Origin of the sequence: Pantoea sp. FN0307 (assembly GCF_050113815.1) — a bacterium.
Taxonomy (GTDB): Bacteria; Pseudomonadota; Gammaproteobacteria; order Enterobacterales; family Enterobacteriaceae; genus Mixta; species Mixta alhagi.
This window is the reverse complement of the sequence record NZ_JBNJSO010000002.1, coordinates 401,849-420,471: the sequence shown is the minus strand read 5'-3', so window position 1 is coordinate 420,471 and position 18,623 is coordinate 401,849. Positions and strand designations below refer to the sequence as shown.

Annotated in this window: 15 protein-coding genes; 8 read left to right on the top strand and 7 right to left on the bottom strand. The window is 55.0% G+C overall.

All coding sequences use genetic code 11. The annotated features are described in order from the left end of the window. Nucleotides 1-144 precede the first annotated feature (144 nt). Nucleotides 145-2,289 carry an ornithine decarboxylase gene (locus ACQE3Z_RS09545; protein ID WP_426973558.1) on the bottom strand — a complete coding sequence of 715 codons (2,145 nt, stop codon included), beginning with the start codon at nucleotides 2,287-2,289 and terminating at the stop codon, nucleotides 145-147. Between the two features lie 607 nt (nucleotides 2,290-2,896). Here ACQE3Z_RS09545 and ACQE3Z_RS09540 point away from each other — a divergent pair. Beyond that, nucleotides 2,897-3,964 (top strand): alkene reductase, encoded by a 1,068-nt coding sequence (locus ACQE3Z_RS09540; protein WP_426973557.1) that lies wholly within the window; start codon nucleotides 2,897-2,899, stop codon nucleotides 3,962-3,964. A 40-nt stretch (nucleotides 3,965-4,004) separates the two neighbouring features. On the opposite strand, the gene ACQE3Z_RS09535 is transcribed toward ACQE3Z_RS09540, so the two are convergent. Together ACQE3Z_RS09535 and ACQE3Z_RS09530 are read right to left on the bottom strand one after the other, a co-directional pair. After that, nucleotides 4,005-5,315, bottom strand: a complete 1,311-nt coding sequence (locus tag ACQE3Z_RS09535) for a PQQ-dependent sugar dehydrogenase (protein ID WP_426973556.1) — start codon at nucleotides 5,313-5,315, stop codon at nucleotides 4,005-4,007. Further along, a complete protein-coding gene (locus ACQE3Z_RS09530; RefSeq protein WP_426973555.1) occupies nucleotides 5,312-5,752 on the bottom strand; it encodes a DUF2231 domain-containing protein in 441 nt (146 codons plus the stop codon). The genes ACQE3Z_RS09535 and ACQE3Z_RS09530 overlap by 4 nt, the downstream gene beginning before the upstream one ends. A 210-nt stretch (nucleotides 5,753-5,962) precedes the next feature. Here ACQE3Z_RS09530 and ACQE3Z_RS09525 point away from each other — a divergent pair, with 210 nt between their 5' ends. Further along, nucleotides 5,963-6,751, top strand: a complete 789-nt coding sequence (locus tag ACQE3Z_RS09525) for a siderophore-interacting protein (protein ID WP_426973554.1) — start codon at nucleotides 5,963-5,965, stop codon at nucleotides 6,749-6,751. A gap of 64 nt (nucleotides 6,752-6,815) precedes the next feature. Continuing rightward, nucleotides 6,816-7,322 carry a PadR family transcriptional regulator gene (locus ACQE3Z_RS09520; RefSeq protein WP_426973553.1) on the top strand — a complete coding sequence of 169 codons (507 nt, stop codon included), beginning with the start codon at nucleotides 6,816-6,818 and terminating at the stop codon, nucleotides 7,320-7,322. Between the two features lie 47 nt (nucleotides 7,323-7,369). Here the strand turns inward: ACQE3Z_RS09520 and ACQE3Z_RS09515 are convergent, their stop codons facing one another. Both ACQE3Z_RS09515 and ACQE3Z_RS09510 read right to left on the bottom strand, forming a co-directional pair. After that, nucleotides 7,370-8,470, bottom strand: coding sequence for an NADH:flavin oxidoreductase/NADH oxidase (locus ACQE3Z_RS09515; protein ID WP_426973552.1), 1,101 nt, complete (start codon nucleotides 8,468-8,470; stop codon nucleotides 7,370-7,372). Between the two features lie 84 nt (nucleotides 8,471-8,554). Further along, on the bottom strand, nucleotides 8,555-10,000 hold the full coding sequence (locus ACQE3Z_RS09510; RefSeq protein ID WP_426973746.1) for a sugar porter family MFS transporter: 1,446 nt from the start codon (nucleotides 9,998-10,000) through the stop codon (nucleotides 8,555-8,557). Between the two features lie 454 nt (nucleotides 10,001-10,454). Between ACQE3Z_RS09510 and ACQE3Z_RS09505 the strand changes: the two genes are divergently transcribed. The 5 genes from ACQE3Z_RS09505 to ACQE3Z_RS09485 are packed head-to-tail and all read left to right on the top strand — an operon-like array spanning nucleotide 10,455 to nucleotide 15,805. Continuing rightward, nucleotides 10,455-10,859 carry an ExbD/TolR family protein gene (locus ACQE3Z_RS09505; protein ID WP_426973551.1) on the top strand — a complete coding sequence of 135 codons (405 nt, stop codon included), beginning with the start codon at nucleotides 10,455-10,457 and terminating at the stop codon, nucleotides 10,857-10,859. 1 nt (nucleotide 10,860) lies between these two features. Beyond that, nucleotides 10,861-11,610: an energy transducer TonB gene (locus tag ACQE3Z_RS09500; RefSeq protein WP_426973550.1), complete on the top strand. Its 750-nt coding sequence runs from the start codon at nucleotides 10,861-10,863 to the stop codon at nucleotides 11,608-11,610. Nucleotides 11,611-11,645: 35 nt separating this feature from the next. Continuing rightward, a complete protein-coding gene (locus ACQE3Z_RS09495; protein ID WP_426973549.1) occupies nucleotides 11,646-13,889 on the top strand; it encodes a TonB-dependent receptor family protein in 2,244 nt (747 codons plus the stop codon). Between the two features lie 19 nt (nucleotides 13,890-13,908). Then, nucleotides 13,909-14,553 (top strand): MotA/TolQ/ExbB proton channel family protein, encoded by a 645-nt coding sequence (locus ACQE3Z_RS09490; protein ID WP_426973548.1) that lies wholly within the window; start codon nucleotides 13,909-13,911, stop codon nucleotides 14,551-14,553. Next, the gene (locus ACQE3Z_RS09485; protein ID WP_426973547.1) at nucleotides 14,546-15,805 is read left to right on the top strand and encodes a phospholipase D-like domain-containing protein; all 1,260 of its coding nucleotides are present in this window, start codon (nucleotides 14,546-14,548) and stop codon (nucleotides 15,803-15,805) included. The genes ACQE3Z_RS09490 and ACQE3Z_RS09485 overlap by 8 nt, the downstream gene beginning before the upstream one ends. A 3-nt stretch (nucleotides 15,806-15,808) precedes the next feature. Here the strand turns inward: ACQE3Z_RS09485 and ACQE3Z_RS09480 are convergent, their stop codons facing one another. Together ACQE3Z_RS09480 and ACQE3Z_RS09475 are read right to left on the bottom strand one after the other, a co-directional pair. Next, the gene (locus ACQE3Z_RS09480; RefSeq protein WP_426973545.1) at nucleotides 15,809-17,212 is read right to left on the bottom strand and encodes an MFS transporter; all 1,404 of its coding nucleotides are present in this window, start codon (nucleotides 17,210-17,212) and stop codon (nucleotides 15,809-15,811) included. Between the two features lie 79 nt (nucleotides 17,213-17,291). Beyond that, nucleotides 17,292-18,461 (bottom strand): M20 aminoacylase family protein, encoded by a 1,170-nt coding sequence (locus ACQE3Z_RS09475; RefSeq protein WP_426973543.1) that lies wholly within the window; start codon nucleotides 18,459-18,461, stop codon nucleotides 17,292-17,294. Between the last annotated feature and the right edge of the window lie 162 nt (nucleotides 18,462-18,623).

Genomic DNA, 18,623 nt, shown 5'->3' with positions numbered 1-18,623 from the left:
AGTGTATGAAAGTAAAAGACAAAGAATAAATTACACGCAAAAAAAAACCTGACCATATGAGATCAGGTTGCCATTTGGCCAACACCAGGGAAAATTTATCTAAAAATTATCATACAGTTAACTGTCTAGCGTCAAGATAAACCCTCATTCTGTAATGATATATCCATATAACCTTTTCACGCCCTCGCTGTCCGTTTCGGTATACACGCCTTGCAGTTCCGGTGAAAAACCCGGCAGCAGGTTTATGCCCGCTTCCAGCGCTAAAAAGTAACGCAATGCTGCCCCGCCCCACACTTCGCCGGGCACTACGCACAGCACGCCGGGTGGATAAGGCAATGCGCCTTCTGCAGCAATCAAACCTTCCGCCTGTGCGACAGGCACCAGCTCAACATTTCCACGAATAAAGGCCTGATTAGCATCCTGCGCGTTCATTCTGACCTGCGGCAAGCTGGCCTGACGAAACATCGCTTTCTGTAAATCTTTTACACCATAGCTCACATACAAATCGTGCATTTCCTGGCATAAGCGACGCAGACGATAGCCGCGATAGCGGTCAGCATGTTTGCTGTACAGCACCGGCAGAACCTCGCTCATCAGCGAATCTTCGCGGATGTGCTGTTCAAAACGCACCAGCATTGCCACCAGCTGAGCCATTTTTTCCGCGCTTTCCGCAGGCGTCAGCAGAAAAAGGATGGAATTCAGATCCGATTTCTCCGGCACGATGCCGTTTTCACGCAGGTAGTTAGCCAGAATCGTAGCCGGAATGCCAAAGCTGCTGTATTCACCGTTGGCGGCATCGATACCGGGCGTGGTCAGCAACAGCTTACAGGGATCGATCAGATACTGGCCCGGCGCATAGCCGGCAAATCCATGCCATTTTTCGTCCGGCGCGAAGCTGAAATAACGGACATCAAGAGCAATTTGCTCACTTGGCGCTGCCTGCCACGGTTGGCCATCCACGCTTTCCGGGATAAAAGGACGGATCAGGCTGCAATGGGACAGAATCGCTTTGCGCGCTTCAATCCCCAACGTAACGCACTCATGCCACAGCCGCCGTCCTGCTGCGCCCTGATGCATTTTGGCGTTCACATCCAGCGCGGCGAATAAGGGATAAAAAGGGCTGGTTGAGGCGTGCAGCATAAACGCATTATTCAGCCGCTTATGGCTGCAAAAGCGCCGCTGTCCGCGAATATGGTTATCCTTTTTATGGATCTGCGACGTTTGTGAAAACCCCGCCTGCTGCTTATGAACCGACTGGGTAACAAATATTCCCGGATCGTTTTCATTAAGCTCAAGCAGCAGCGGCGAACAGGCTTCCATCACCGGAATAAACTGCTCATAGCCCACCCAGGCAGAATCAAACAGAATGTAATCACAGAGGTGGCCAATGCGATCGATCACCTGACGGGCGTTGTACACCGTACCGTCATAGGTGCCCAACTGAATGATCGCCAGGCGAAACGGCCTTGCCTCTTCGGCGCGCTGCGGTGCAACGCGGCGCAGTTGTTCACGCAAATATGCCTCATCAAAACAGCGCGCGTCGATACCGCCAATAAAACCAAAAGGATTACGCGCCGCTTCCAGATAAACCGGCGTCGCGCCCGCCTGAATCAACGCGCCATGATGATTAGACTTATGGTTATTACGATCGAACAGCACCAGATCGCCACGCGTCAGCAGCGCATTGGTAACCACTTTGTTGGCGCTGGAGGTGCCGTTCAGCACAAAGTAGGTCTTATCCGCGTTAAAAACTTTGGCGGCAAATTTTTGGGCATCTTTCGCCGACCCTTCGTGAATCAACAGATCGCCTAGTCTGACATCCGCATTGCACATATCCGAGCGAAACAGATTTTCGCCATAAAACTCATAAAACTGACGCCCCGCCGGATGCTTGCGGAAAAAGGCACCGCCCTGATGGCCCGGACAGGCGAAAGTACTATTATTCATGGCGACATATTTGGTCAGGGTATCGAAGAACGGCGGCAGCAGCGTCGCTTCATAGTTATCCGCCGCCTGCATCAGCTGTGTTAGTGACTCAGCGCTGCCGTCCAGCACGCCTGTTACCTGCGGCAGATCCACCGTTTCGCTGGGCTGCATCACCGCCACAAATACCGGAAACGTAAAGCCAGTATGGCGTAATAACCCCAACATGCCGCTACGCGCGTCCGCAACAGAAACCACGACCGCCGCTACATCGGTAAAGTCTGTCTTATCGAGCGCAACGATCTCTCGTCCAACAGGAAGTGATGGCACCAGCGCGGCGCTGGCAGCTATTTTCAATGGTGTCATAACACAAATCCTCAGGCGTCAAGGATGAGCGGGTGCGCAAGGCACAGCAATGGGAATCAGTTTCCCGGCGAAAGATGTCGAGAGGATGCGAAGCCAAAAGGGTTCCAGCTGCAACCGATAGACATCAGTAAAATCAGAGCACGTCTGTTTTTACTCATGTCCAACAGGGAGCGTAGATTAACCTCACCGCATGGTGAATAGAGAGTTTGCCGAAGGGAAAAAGGAAGCGTGTCCACGCCGCGATCGATAACCACGGGCGCAGCGGCGCTGGGCTTGCAACGATCCGAACATAGCGCTCACTCCCGCAATAACGATGCACGATAAAAAAGTGGCGTCATGATGTCATTTTTTATTGCGGGAAACAACCCTGAAATCTGCATAGACAATCACATCATAAAAAGTTAATAAGTTGAATTTAAAATACTAATTTATAAGATAGTGTTTTTTATCACAATAATAGTGATTTTTTATTCATAAAACGCGTATCTAACTTTAACAGAATATGCTGCCCCTTCCCCCGCTGCACCGCTATGCATTGACGCTCCACCTCCCACTCCGCATGATGATTTCACTGAAGTCTGACGCTCACTGAATGGATGAGGTAATTATGACAAGCTTGTACCAGCCGGTAAAAATCGGCGCGCTGGAATTAAAAAATCGTATCGTGATGGCACCGCTGACGCGGATGCGTGCGGTTGAAGCACGTACGCCAAATGAAATCATGCTAAAACACTACGTGCAGCGCGCCAGCGCAGGACTAATCGTGACTGAAGCCACGTCAATTTCACCGCAGGGCGTGGGCTATCCTCATACGCCGGGCATCTGGAGCGAGGAGCAGGTTGCTGGCTGGCGTCAAATCACCGATGCGGTGCATCAGGCTGGCGGCAAGATTATCATCCAGCTATGGCATGTAGGCCGGGTTTCCGATCCGATTCACCTTAACGGCGAGTTGCCGGTAGCGCCTTCGGCCATTGCGCCTGAGGGTCACGTGACGCTGGTTCGTCCACAGCGCCCTTACGTTACGCCGCGCGCGCTGGAAACCAGTGAGATCGCCGCTATTGTGGAAGATTTTCGCCGGGCTGCAGAAAACGCCAAACGGGCGGGCTTTGACGGTATCGATATTCACGCTGCCAACGGCTACCTGATCGATCAGTTTCTGCATGATGGCTCCAACCAGCGTACTGACCAGTATGGCGGCCCGATTGAAAACCGTACCCGTTTCCTGCTGGAAGTGGTCGATGCGGTTCTGCAGGTCTGGTCCGCCGATCGCGTTGGCGTGCATTTAAACCTGATGTCTAATGCCTATTCCATGTCAGACTCCAGTCCGCGCGCGCTGTTTGGCTATGTCGCAGAACAGCTTGATGCCCGCAAGCTGGCCTTTATTTTTGCCCGTGAAGCGTTAACGCAGGCGGAGCCTATTGGACCGCTGGTGCGCGAGAAGTTTAGCGGCGCATTTATTGCGAACGAGGGAATTACGCGTGAAGAAGCGGAAAAGCTGATTGCAGAAGGGGGCGCTGATGCCGTGAGCTTTGGCAAACTGTTTATCGCGAATCCGGATTTGGTGGCGCGCTTTGCGCATCAGGCGCCGTTAAACGCGCTGGATAGTGACAACCTCTATCGGATGGAGCCGCCATACGAGCGCGGCTACACCGATTATCCTTTCCTCGCGGATTAATCTTCTCCCGGAGTGCCAGCGGCGCTCCGGGAACCGCTCATTACCGTGCCGCGCTAACCCGCCAGACGGTATCCCCGGCATCATCCGCAATCAGCACGCCGCCCTGCTTATCCATTGCCAGGCCCACCGGCAGGCCGCGAACTTCCTTATGATCGTCCGTCAGGAAACCGGTGACCACCGGCTCCGGCTTACCAACCGGACGGCCATTCTGGAAAGCGACAAACGATACGCGATAGCCGTTCAGCGGTGTCCGATCCCAGCTGCCGTGCTCGCTGATAAAGGCACCGCCATGATATTTTTCCGGCAGCGTGGTGCCGGTATAAAATATCAGGCCCAGCGGCGCCACATGCGAGCTTAGGGCATAGTCCGGCTTAATCGCTTTTTTCACCAAATCGGGACGCTGCGGCATAATGCGATGATCGATATGTTGACCAAAATAGCTATAGGGCCAACCGTAAAAGCCGCCTTCCTGTACCGAAGTCAGATAGTCGGGCACCAGATCGGCACCGATCTCGTCACGCTCGTTAACGATCGCCCACAGTTTGCCGGTTTGTGGTTCCCACTGTAGCCCGGTGGGGTTACGCAGGCCGCTGGCATAGATACGGCTGCCGCCGGTAGCGGTATCCACTTCCAGCACCGCCGCCCGGCGATACTCCGCGCCGATCCCATTCTCGCCAACATTACTGTTGGAGCCGACGCCCACATACAGCTTGCTGCCATCCGGACTGGCTAACAGCGACTTGGTCCAGTGATGATTAAGCGGCCCACCAGGCAGATCGGTTACCTCAGTGCCGGGGTCGGTAATGCGTGTCGCACCCTCTTCATAGCGATAGCGCATGATATTGTCGGCATTAGCCACATAGAGCGTATCGCCCACCAGCTGTACGCCAAACGGCGAATGCAGCCCCTCAAGAAAAACATGTTTCTCCCAGGTCACGCCGTCGCCGCTGGAATTGCGCAGCAACGTGATGCGGTTGCCACCCTTCCCGCCTTTTCCGGACGATTGCTGCACCACTCCCATCACCAGCTGTTTCGGCATACTTATTGGCTTCGAGCCTGGGCTGTTGGCTTCAACCACCAGCACATCATTATTAGGCAGTACGTAAACCTGGCGTGGGTGCATCAGACCATCTGCCACTTTGGTAATTTGCAGACCGCTGGCGACCTTAGGCGCTTCGCCCTGCTTCCAGGCAACCCCTTTCGGCACCTGCATTGGCGGGATCAGAAAATCCTGCGCCTTCGGCAATACCGGATCGGGGCCCATTTGCTGGCTGGGATCGATGGTAGCCTGTTCATCACAGCCGCTTAACAGCAGCGCGGAAGAGACGGCGAGCAAGAGTAATTTTTTCATCGTGTCGCTCCTTCTGCACTACGAAGGCGCAGGGCCAGTTGGATATTGGCGAGACAGAGCAGCGCCACCACCAGCGTGGAAAGGATCACGCCTGTCGGCACCACGGCATAAGCATCGCGGCTGTGAATAAAGGCATTAAAAATCGCCAGCACGATCGCCAGAAGATTGGCCCAAAAATGAATTTTTACCGGCGAGGTTTGCGGCCATGAAGCACCTACCCATACCTGCACCAGATTAATCAGCCGGGGAATAATGGCAATAATCAGCCCAAACACAATTAGCCAGCTGGCGCTTTTAGTCCACATTGGGTTGTAACTATTGAAGTAAATAATGTCGAAAATCCAGGCAGCGACGAAAAAGCCCAGCGGAACAGGATTAAGAAATTCATACAGCGCCACTGCAAACGCAGAGTGACGTCTGGTCGCATAGGGGTTCATTGGCAGGCTCCTGAAGTAACAAGAAAAAACGGCAGCAAAACATTTACAGCCGTAACGCAGTACTGCAAAAGCGTAGTAAAAATAACCCGTTTCGGTTAACAAACAGGCAAAAAAATAGTCAATCTTTACCAAAAGGCGCACAAAAGGCGCTTGTGATAAAGATATATCTTAGATATGTTTCTGCTCTTACTTCACTATAAGGCGACGGCGATGAGCGCAGAGATCTTTACCCAGGAATGGCCCCTTCCCACACGCAGAAAAAATCAGCTAAAACTGCGGCAGCTGCGTGTACTGCACAAGACGCAGATGGGCAGTTTCTACCGTATTTGCTTCACCGGCGACGACCTGCAGGGCTTTAATTCCCACAGCTTCGATGACCACATCAAACTCTTTTTCCCTGATGCAGAAAACGGCGAGCTGCTGCTGCCGGAAATCAGCGATCAGGGCGTGGTATGGCCGGAAGGCAAGCGTCCGCAGTCGCGCGACTATACGCCGCTGACCTGGGATGCAGCAGCCAATACGCTGACCATCGATTTCTTTATCCATCCAGGCGGTCTCGCCAGCGGCTGGGCAGAAAAAGCGCAGCCCGGCGATCCGCTGGTGATTGGCGGCCCGCGTGGCTCTTTCTGTATGCCGCTGGACTATGCGTTTCAGCTCTACCTGTGTGATGAATCCAGCCTGCCCGCATTAAACCGTCGCCTGACTGAAATTCAGGCAGCACAGCCAGATGCAGAGATCCACGTCATGATTATGGCGGATGAAACGCAGAGCAGAGCTTACCTGCCCTCGCTGGCGGGCGTGACCTGTCACTTTCTGCCCGCAGGCGATGTTGATGCCGCACGGCATGCGCTACGGCAGTTGACGATCCCGCAGCAGGGATATTTCCTCTGGCTCACCGGCGAAGGCGCCCGGGTAAAAGCGCTGCTTGATGATCTGATCGGGGAACGTCAGATAAATGAAAACTATCTGCGCGGCGTGGCTTACTGGCATCAGAAGTGATCTTTTCCCGGCTGGGAAGGCCGGGATTGCTACCTGTTTAACCCCAGGTTAAAGGAAAAAACGGATGAAAGATAAAAACGGTTCTGCTTTTTTTGCCCATAAAAAACGTAAAGAGCGGCTGCTGGACGCAACGGAAGTACGCCTGCTTATTCTGCGTATTCTGGAGACGCGGCCGGCGCACGGCTATGAGATTATTAAGGCGATAGAAGAGCTGTCACGCGGCGAGTATGCGCCCAGTCCCAGCCTGGTTTATCCCAATCTGACGCTGCTGGAAGAGATGGGCTACGTTACCGCGAAGATGGAAGATAACAACAAGAAAAACCACTGGATTACTGCTGAAGGCAAAGATTTTCTGGAGCAGCACCAGGCCCAGCTGGAGAGCGTGATTGACCGCATGCAGTCGCTGGCGGTACTGGCCAATAACCGCAGCCTGCCGGAAGTACAGCGTGCCATTCATAATATGCGCACCGCCTTAAACACGCGTCTGTCCGAGGAGACTATTTCGCAGCAGTCGCTGTATGCCATTATTGATGTGCTGGATGAGGCCGCAAAAAAGATCGAACGCAGTTAGCAGGAGGGAAACTCACCTCCGGCGAGGCCGGAAGTGAGTGATTTGCGTTACTCGCTGGTGCGATAGCGTTCCAGCCAGTGAGCGTATGGCGCAGGCAGCACCCAGGCTGCTTTATCCTGCTTCAGCGCCAGCGCCGCTTTGTAAGGCCAGTGCGGATCTGCCAGATGAGCGCGGCCCACCATAACCAGATCCAGCTGCTGCTCTTCAACGGTACGGTTGGCAATCGCCGGTGCATCGATGCCCCAGGCGGAAGCGACCGGGATCTGCGCTTCACGACGTACGCGTTCAGCGATCGGTGCCAGGAAAGCCGGGCCCCACGGGATATTGCCATCCGGCGTAGAGAAGCCGATGCTGACGCTCAGCAGATCCAGACCGTTGGCACGCATCTGACGCGTTACCTCGATCGACTCCGCTAACGTCTCTTCATCGCGACCGTCATACTCAATCACGCCGAAACGCGCGGTCAGCGGCAGGTTCTCCGGCCACACGTGACGCACTGCTTCCAGGGTTTCCAGCATAAAGCGGCTGCGGCCAGCAAGGTCGCCGCCATACTGATCCTGACGCTGGTTAGCCTGTACTGAAAAGAAGCTCTGCGCCAGATAGCCGTGCGCAAAGTGCAGCTCCAGCCATTCAAAACCAGCATCGCGAGCGCGACGGGCGGCCGTGGCGAAATCTTCACGTACGCGGGCAATATCCTCCAGCGTCATCGCTTTTGGCACCTGCGGCAGGTTAGCGCCAAAGGCAACAGCGGAAGGCGCGATGGTTTCCCAGCCGCGACCATCATCGGCGGCAATATGGTCATCGCCTTCCCACGGACGGTTAGCGCTTGCCTTACGTCCGGCGTGTGCGATCTGAATGCCTGGTACGGCGCCTGCCGCTTTAATATCACGGGCGATCTGCGCCAGTTTCTCTGCCTGCTCGTCGTTCCAGATGCCCAGACAGCCGGGGGTGATACGGCCTTCCGGCGCTACCGCCGTTGCCTCAACGATCACCAGTCCCGCGCCGCCGCGCGCCAGCCCGCTGTAGTGAACGCGATGCCAGTCGTTGCTCAGGCCGTCGGTGGCGGTGTACTGACACATGGGCGGTACCGCAATGCGGTTACGCAGCGTCACGTCTTTCAAAGAAAACGGTGAAAATAAACCTGACATTTAAACCTCTTGCGTTCAGGAAAAGTAAATCCGGACGAGCCGGTCAGCCCGAAAAGAGAGCCGATCATAGCCCGTCCAGGTTTTTTAAACTTCACCGTATTTGCTACGCATCATATTCTCGATCTCCTCCAGACTCTTGCCGCGCGTCTCCGGCAGCAGGAAGTAAACGAAAATAAAGGAACCGATATTCAGCAGTACAAACAGGAAGAAGGTCTGGTTGCCGATCAGATTCAACATCAGCGGGAAAGCGAAAGCGACGGTGGCATTACAGATCCACTGAAACGAGACGGCGGTGCCAGCCAGCGCGCCACGAATTTTCATCGGGAACAGCTCTGACATCAGCAGCCAGTAAACCGGTGAGATACACATCTGCATAAAAAACAGGAATACCAGAATACAGCCCAGCGCCAGATAACTTTGCATCAGGTTTTGCGGCAGGAAAGTCAGCGTCATGCCCAGCGCCACCTGCGCCAGAATCACGATGCTCAGTCCAGCCATCAGCATGCGGCGGCGACTAAAGCGGCTTACCGCCCAGATACCCACCAGCGTCGCCAGTACCGATACAACGCCATTACCGATGGTGGCGGCGATGGAAGCGTTGGTGCCCATGCCGGTGGTCTTCAGGATAATCGGCGTGTAATACATAAAGGCGTTTACGCCGGTAAACTGCGCTACAAAGCCCAGACCGCAACCGGTCAGCAGCAGACGAATCACCCAGCGCTCCCGAAGCAGCTCTTTTATCGAGGGTCCTTTACGTGCCAGCTTCTCTTGCTTGCGCATCTCCGCCATCTCTTTGCGCACTTCGCGCGGCGTTTCACGAAGCTTTTTCAGCACTTTTAACGCTTCGGTGAAACGGCCTTCCGCTACCAGCCAGTGCGGTGAGGCGGGCACAAAGAAGGTGCCTATGAACAACAGAATGCCCGGCACCATCGCCAGCGCCAGCATATAGCGCCAGATATGCGGATCGTGCAATGTATAGCTCATCACGGTGCTGACGATATAAGCGAGCAGCTGACCACTGACGATCATTAACTCGTTGCGGCTCACCAGCGGCGCGCGTCGCTTAGGCCCGGCGATTTCAGCGATAAACACCGGCACGGTGGCAGAGCCGCCGCCCACAGCAATCCCCAGCACAAAACGCATCGCCACCATGGTCGGCACCGATGGCGCAACGGCAGTACCCAGCGCGCCGGCAATAAACAGCAGCGCCAGGCTGCGCAGCGTCATGCGTCGCCCGAAACGGTCAGACATAAAGCCGCTAAGAAACGATCCCAGCGCCGCGCCGAAAATCAGTGATGACGCTACCAGTCCCTCGGTAAAGGAGTTTAACCCCAGCCCGCCTTCTGACGGTGCGGCTGACATAAAAGGTAAAGAACCGGAAATAATGCCGGTATCGTAACCAAAGGCGAGCGCCCCCATCGTTGCTACCAGCACCACGGTAAATATGCGTTGCCTGATAGTGTCTTTGGTTTCCGTCACCTCTATGGATGAGGGCTGAGATGAATAGTCGGTCATAGTGCTCCCTGTTATTGATTTTGTAATGTTCTGTGCAGATGTTATTGATTGAAATTAAAGGGTTTTGCTCCAGAAAAAGAGGGAAAGGTAAAGATAAGTCTAGACCCGCTTCGCTGAGATCGCCTGTTTATGTGATAAAGATCACAACAAAAAGCGTTACAGCAGAGGAATAAATAACCGTTGGCGGCAACATCAAGGCAGCGAAATCCAAAGCGACCTGCTTACTGGGCGTACTTCGTTGCGTTTACCTTCTGATTGCGCATCAACGTTTCACACACCGATCCGGCCTGCTGGGCTGACCAGCGCCGCTCTTGATTTGCCCCCTTCCGCGCATGCTTAAGCCAGGGTTATTGTTCACCCGTTCTGTATGCCCGTTCTCTGGGGATATTGTGAAAATTTTGTCTTTCAAACGTAACAAAAAATAAACAAAGCTCCCCTATAGTGGCTGCTCTTTCACCCAGGAGGTGCCATGCGAAGCTGGAATGAAGCCAGGAAAAACAAAGCGCATATAGAACTGATCCCGATGATCGACGTGATGATGTTTCTGCTGGTGTTCTTTGTGCTGATTAGCCTGAATGTGATACCGGCCCAGGGACTGAAAACCCAGTTGCCCGGTGCGGCAAGCGCGCAACAGCTGAAGCCGCAGAAAAAAGCGATTGTGACGCTAGGCGATAACGATCGTTTGCAGCTGGATGGGCAACCGATCGCCTTGCAGGAACTGGTAGGTAAGCTAAAACAGCAGCAGCAGAGCGAACCGCTGACCATCATCCTCAACAGCGATAAGGGCGTCGCCGTAGAACGGTTGGTCACAGTGATGGATAACCTGCGCCAGGGCGGCTTTACCTCCGTTTCTATCGCCACACGGAAACTGTGATATGTACTCGCTCTATCGCTCTCGCCATCTGCTGAGCTGGTTCCCTGCCCTTGCGGCGGCAGGCTGGATGCTGTGGATGAACCAGCAGGTCACGCTGAAAGTACAGCCTCGTTATGATGAATCCACCATGGAACTGGTACTGGCAGAGCCGCCTGCGCCGGTGACGCCTGCCGAGCCGGAACCGGGTCCCGCGCCGCAGCCTGACCCTGCGCCGCCGCCACAACCGCTGCCGGATCCCGAACCCCAGCCGGTTGCTGAACCGCAGCCAACACCGCCGGTCGCGCCGCCGCAGCCTAAGCCGAAACCCAAACCGACCACGCAGCCAAAGCCTGCTCATAAACCTAAAGCCCCGCCCCGCTCACAGCCGACGGCGGCGGCGACCGCGCCGCTCCGGACCTCCGCCGCGTCGCGCGCCCCTGCGGCCAGCAACAACGTCGCCAGTGCGGGCGCGCTGGAGAGTGGCTATTTACAGGCGCTGCGCCGCGATCTGGAACAGCGTAAGCGTTATCCCACCGGTCGTCAGGCTTCGCTTGAACGTCCGGAAGGCAGCGTTGAAGTCTGGCTGGAGGTGGATCGCAGCGGTCGCGTGCTCGCTTCCGGCATCGCCGGCAAAGCGCGCAGCATGCTACTTAACCGCGCCGCCAGCAGCAGCCTGCAAAGTATCAGCCAGCTTAAGCCTTTCCCTGAAGGCGCTTTCGCCGGACAAAGCCGTAAACGTTTTACCGCCACTTTCAACTACCGGGCCCCCTGATGCCGGAACCTCTCATCGTACGACAGGAAAAGAAAATGACAGCATTTAAACGTTCTGGGATATCTCTTGCGATTATGGCTGCGCTGTTGCCCGGCCTGACGCAGGCGGAAGAGAATAGCGATGTCGGCACCATTGATGTGCAGGGCGTTTCTCTCGGCGGCGGCATGATGGTTCAGGAGGAGACGCCTAAAGCGCGTTCCACCGTGACAAAAGAGGCGATGGATAAAATGCCTTCCGCCGCCAATGCCATCGATAAGCTGAAATATACGCCAGGGCTGAATGTTAACAGTACCGATGCCAGCGGCCTGAGCGGCGTTGACTACACCATGCGCGGGATGAATTCCGATCAGATTGGCCTGTCGATGGACGGCATTCCCATTAACGATTCCGGCAACTATGCGGCCTACCCTAGCCTGTTGGGCGATGCGGAAAACCTGCAGGAGATCTTTGTAACGCAGGGCGCGTCTGAGGCTGATGGTCCACATATCGGCTCCAGCGGCGGCAATATCGGGCTGGTGACCCGTCGTCCGGCGAAAGTGTTCGGCGGCTTCGTGAAACAGACGCTCGGCAGCAATAATCTCAGTAAAACCTTTGCCCGCCTGGAGACCGGTGAATATAGCGGCTTCAGCAACTGGCTCTCTTATTCCCATACCGAAGCGAAAAAATGGCGCGGCGAAGGTCGTCTCTACTCTGATAAGTTTGAGATGAACTCACTGTTTGAGGCGGAAAACGGCAACACCAGCAATCTGATTGTGAAATATAACCGTCAGGAAAACAGCAACTATAACTCCATCAGCAAGGCGCAATTTGAAAGTGAGGGGCGCAGCTCCGGCGATTTTCCCTCCTCGCCGCAATACAACAGCCGCGGTCAAATAAGCCGCTATTACAAGCTGAACCGTAACCCGTTTGAAAACCTGACCGTCAGCTTTAGCCAGAAACTCCAGCTACGCGATAATCTGAGCTGGACCATTCAACCCTATTATTACTGGGGTAACGGCGGCAGCTTCAGCGGTCAGAACGCGTCAACGCTCTCTCCCACCTCGGACCGGGCCGGACAGTATGATTTAAGCAATCTCAGCAGCAATACTTACTATCGCCCTTCCTGGACACAGACCTGGCGCCCCGGCATTACCACTAAACTCAAGTGGGACATTAACGAACAGCACAGCCTCGACCTCGGCTACTGGTACGAGCGCGCGCGTCAGCGCCAGACCCAGCCGTTTATCAGCATCAACTCAGACGGCAACCCGGCGGATCTGTGGGGCGAGCCAGGCGGCTCAAATCAGGTAACCGATGCCAATGGCAAGACAGTACAGGGCCGCGATCAGTACACCGTTACGCCAGCGCAAAAGATCTGGGTACAGGATAGCTGGTATCTTTCGCCCGACTGGACGCTGGTAGGCGGCCTGGCCTGGCAGCACGTTGAGCGACGCGGCGAGAATAATGGCAGCCTGTATAGCAGCCCGGAAGATCGCCGCGCCAGCTACCATAAGCTTCTGCCCAACTTCAGCGCCAGCTATCGCCTGAACCCGGAGAACCAGCTGTTCTACAGCCTGTCACGCAATATGCGTACGCCACCTAACTATGTGCTGTACAACGTCGGCGACTCGATCAGCACCAAACCAGAGCTGAGCTGGAACCACGAACTGGGATGGCGTTTCCAGCAGGAAGATATGCTGTTGAGCGCCACGCTGTTCTGGCTGCGCTATAGCGATCGTCAGGTTTCCACCACCAACAGCAGCGGCGACTATGAAATAATGAACGTCGGCAAGGTAGAGAACCGGGGGATAGAGCTGGAGTGGAGCGGAAAGCTGCCGCATAACTTCAACTATTACGCCTCTTATACCTTCACCGATTCAGAACAGAAAGAGGATCTCACTACCGAGGGCGTGACCCTGCCGACCTCCGGCAAGACACTGCCTAACGTGCCGAAAAACCTGCTTAACCTGACGCTGGGCTACGACGATGGCCTCTGGTATAGCGGCGTAACCGCTAAATATGTTGGCGCGTTTTACGGCGATCTCACCAATGATGAAAAAGTGGGCGGCCGCACGGTATTTGATCTGGCAGCGGGCGTTCATCTGCCGGTCGATAAAAAAATTGTGAAAAGCGCCGCGCTGCGTTTCGGCGTCGATAACCTGTTTGATAAAGAGTATCTCACCTCGGCACGCACCACCGTGTTTAACGCCAGCGCGCGTAACGGACTGGATGCTAACACGCCTTATTACAACGTTGGCGAGGAGCGTACCTTCAGCGTCTCGCTGGAAGCCACCTTCTGATGAATCAGGAACCAACACAATGAACGCGACCTTACTGCACGACATTATCTTTTATATCATGTACTTTTCACTGGCTATTGCGCTGGTGATCATTATTGAGCGGGCGATTAGCTTCGCCTGGACATGGCGCCAGGCGCGGCAGCTGGAGCAGGCGCTGACGCCGCAGGTAGGGCAGATTACTGCCCTGCCCGCCGAACTGCTGCGCCGTAACAGCCTGCCGCTCTCAATGATTCAGCCAATTATGCTGCATAAAAATCAGCATAACGCGCAGTCGCTGAATGATATGGTGGAAACGCAATATCTGCTGAGTAAGCCACAGCTGAACCGTGGACTGTGGCTGCTGGAAACCATCGTTACCGCCGCACCGCTGCTTGGCCTGCTGGGAACGGTAATGGGGATTATCGATACCTTTAAAGCGCTCTCCGCTTCCGGCGTTTCTGAGCCGAGCCTGGTATCGGCAGGAATGGGCACTGCGCTGTATGCCACCGGCCTGGGCATTGCCATCGCGCTGATTGCGCTGGTAGGCAATAATTATCTGCAAAGCCGTATGGATCGCATTGGCGAACTGTTAAAAGTGCTGCTTATCCGCGCGGCCGGATCGGCACTGCCGCTGCCCGACGCTGCCGATAACTGGGTAAAAAACGGAGCGCAGCGTTATGCCTGACATTTTTTCGTGCAGGTGGCGCTGCCGCCTGCAATTTTTCATCTGGAGCAGTAGCCTGTTGATATTAAGTCCCGGCGCCAGCGCGCGTTTTGAAACCGAAGGTTATGAGCTGGTCTACACCGCGCCGGTAGAGACCCAATTACAGGCGGAAGATCTGCGCCGCAGCGACGATGTCTGGCGCGAGATGTTTGCGAGTGCGCAACGGCAGATCGATATCGCCCAGTTTTACGTTGCCAACCAGCCCGGCTCAAAGCTGGATGAAGTGCTACAGACGCTGCGCGCTGCAGGCGAGCGTGGCGTAAAAATCCGCTTTCTTATGGAAGAGAAAGGTTTGCGTAACAGCACACCGGAGACGCTGGAACAGCTGAAAAGCATTCCCAATCTTGAGCTACGTCTGATGTCGTTTGGCAAACTCAGCGGCGGCATTATTCACGCCAAATATTTTGTCGTAGACGCTCGTCAGGCGTTTGTCGGCAGTCAGAACTTCGACTGGCGGGCGCTGGAACATATTCAGGAGACTGGCCTACGCATCAGCGATGCGCCGGTGGTGGCGCAAATCGCCGCGATATTTAATCAGGACTGGCAGGCCCAGGCGCTGCTGGCAGCCGATCAGCCGGTGCCCCCTGTTGCCAGTCAGGAGAGGCGCACGGATCTGCCTGCCGGCAACTATCTGGTCGCCAGCCCGCATAGCTGGAATCCGCCAGGGGTCATTGATTCGCAGGCGGCGTTACCGCAGCTGCTGGCGTCGGCCACACACTCGGTGCGCGTTCAGGTAATGGACTATGCGCCGCTCTCTTATGGTTCGCAGCACAGCCGCCCTTTTTATCCGGTTATCGATAACGCCTTACGCAGCGCGGCAGCACGCGGCGTGCATATTGAACTGATGGTTGCCGACTGGAATACCGACCGCCCCGATATTCACTGGCTGAAAAGCCTGGCGCTGGTACCCAACGTAGAGATTAAAGTGGTCACCATTCCCCCTGCGCGCAGCGGCTTTATTCCTTATGCCCGGGTGATCCACAGTAAAATAATGATCCTTGACGATCGGCTTGCCTGGATAGGCACCAGCAACTGGCGCGGCGGCTATCTGGATAACTCGCGCAACCTGGAGCTGGTTTTAAATAATGAGAGCATGGCGCAGCGGTTAAACCAGCTTTATCAACAGCTGTGGCATAGCCCTTACGCGGCGGCATTACGTATTGATTATGACTATCCGCCACCGCAGCCGGGCGGCGAGAAAAAAACGCCCTGATGGCTAAGCGCTGCCTGCCTGGCGCGGCACCATCAGCGCAATGGTAATAAATGAAACTACGCAAAACCCGACGTTAACCAGCAGCCCGGCGGTCGCGGCGGTTGCTGCGCCCAGCGGCAACACTGCGGCATAGACCGAGGCGGAGATGGCAATGCCGAAGGCGCCGCCCAGCGAACTGGCCATTTTATAGATACCGGACGCCACGCCGATTTTATCCTCCGGCGCGCTGGAAATAGCGGTATCGGTGGAGGGAGTGGCATAAAAACCTAACCCAAGACCAAACAGCACATAACCTGTAAATACCGCCGCCGCGTAGGTGCTGTCAGGAAGCTGCGTTAGCGCCATCAAGGCCACGCCGATGCCGGTCATCGCGGTGCCCCACAGCATCGGCTTACGCGCCCCCACCTTTTGCAGCAGCTTTTCACCGACACGGATCATTGCCAGTACCGCAACCAGATAGCCCAGGGTTAACATACCGGACTGAAAGGCGCTGAATCCTCGCCCCTGCTGCACATAGATGCTGGCGACAATCAGCGTACCGGCCACCGCGTTAAGTAAAAAGTTAGAGAGCGTCGCCCCGCTCCAGGCTCGTTGCCTGAACAGGGCGAAATCGATAAAGCTGGCGCTTTTTTTACGCCGTGCGCCGGTAAAAAACAGCGCCGCCGCCAGCAAAAATATGATGGCAGGGATCAGGATCAGGCTGCTGGTCCAGCCAAAGGCGTTGCCTTTGGTAATCGCCCAGTTCAGGCAAACAAGCATTACCACAAAGGTAGACAGGCCAAAATAGTCAAAGCGATGGGAAACGGTGGTATTCACCTTGCTTTCCGGCGTGCCGCGGATCAGCAGCATGCCCGCCAGCGCAAAGAGGATCGACAGAATAAACACCCATTTCCAGCCCCAGTAGGTGGCTATCGCGCCGCCTGCCAGCGAGCAAAGACCGGAACCGCCCCAGGAGCCGATCGACCAGTAGCTCAGCGCCCGTTGCCGCGCCGCATCCTGATAGCAGGTTTTTATTAATGCCAGCGTGGCGGGCATAATACAGGCGGCGGACAGCCCCTGAATAATTCGCCCTATGGCAAACAGCAGGCTATTTTGCGCCATAATCAGACACAGGCAGCCAACAATACTTAATATAAAACCCAGCTGGGTCATTTTAACCCGTCCAAAACGATCGGCAAAGCCGCCCGCCACCACAATAAAACAGCCGGAAAAAAGTCCCGTCAGGCTAATGGCTAAATTTAACGTTCCCAGAGGAATGGCGACATCCTGCTGAATCGCCGGAACGATATTCACCACCGACTGGGCAAACAGCCAAAACGTCAGTACCCCAGCCATAATTCCGACAATTAACCGACCGCTTCCCTGATACGCTACGGATTTAATCTGTTTTATTTCTGTTGCAGACATTCGGAGTCCCTCTGTTTTATATTTCCCTGTGAGCGTTTACGCGACGCCCAATGCAAAAATAATAATGCTCAGCCAATATTTAATTTAAAAATTGTTCTGCAAGATGGCTAAAAAACATCGCGCCCGGAACAATCAGCTCATCGTTAAAGTCGTAGCCTGGATGATGCACCATACATCTTTCCGGCTCGTCGCCTGCGCCCAGGAACAGATAGCTGCCGTGTGGATTTTCCGTCAGCATAAAGGCGAAATCTTCGCTGCCCATGACCGGCGCGGTATTGGTGCAGACCCGGCTTTCGCCGACCAGCTCGCGCGCCACGTTGATGGCAAACTCTGTTGCCGCAGGGTCATTAATCAGCACCGGGCTGCCGTTAATATGATCGATATTTACCTTCGCGCCAAAGCTTTGCGCCTGTCCGTGAGCGATATCGCCGATGCGTTTAAGCAACTGCTGCCGCACCTTATTATCCAGTGCGCGTACGCTCAGCTTCAGCATGGCGCTGGCGTTGATAATATTAGGCGCTTCGCCTGAGCAGAGGCTGCCAACGGTAACCACGGCGGGAGAAAATGGCGAGACGTTGCGCGAAACCACCGTTTGCAGCGCCAGCACAATCTGGCAGGCCACCAGCGTGGCATCGACGCTTTTTTCCGGGAAAGCGCCGTGGCCCCCCTTACCGCTTACCTCAATATGCAACGTATCTGACGAAGCCATCATGGCACCGGTTTTAAAGTAAAAATGCCCCTTTTTTAAGCCCGGCATATTGTGCAGCGCATAGATCGCATCGCAGGGAAACTGCTGAAACAGCCCATCTTCCAGCATCAGTTTGCCGCCATAGAGCAGCTCTTCGCCCGGCTGAAATATCAGATGCAGCGTGCCGCAAAAGTTCTGTGTTTTCGCCAGATACTCCGCCGCGCACAGCAGCGTTGCCGTATGGCCGTCATGACCGCAGCCGTGGAATTTCCCTTCTGTCCGGCTGCTCCAGGACTTGCCGGTCTGCTCCTGCATTGGCAACGCATCCATATCCGCCCGCAGGCCCAGCGTTTTACCGCCGTGGCCCACTTTCAGCGTGCCCACCACGCCGGTTTTCGCCATGCCTCGATGCACCTGATAACCCCAGGAGCGTAATTTATCAGCAACAATACTGCTGGTGCGCAACTCTTCCAGCCCAATTTCAGGATGCTGATGCAGATCGCGACGCAACGCGGTAAATAACGCCTGACTGTTTATAATATGCTGAAACTTTCCACTCATAGCCCACCTCATTTAATAGCATGAAAAGAAAAAACAATGACGGATTCATTACGGTGATTATTTTCACCCCTCATGCCAGATTAAAACGGGCGCATTTTCACATAAACTAAAAATGGAAATGGCTAATATTATGGATAGTTGCAATGATTATATAACCAGCCA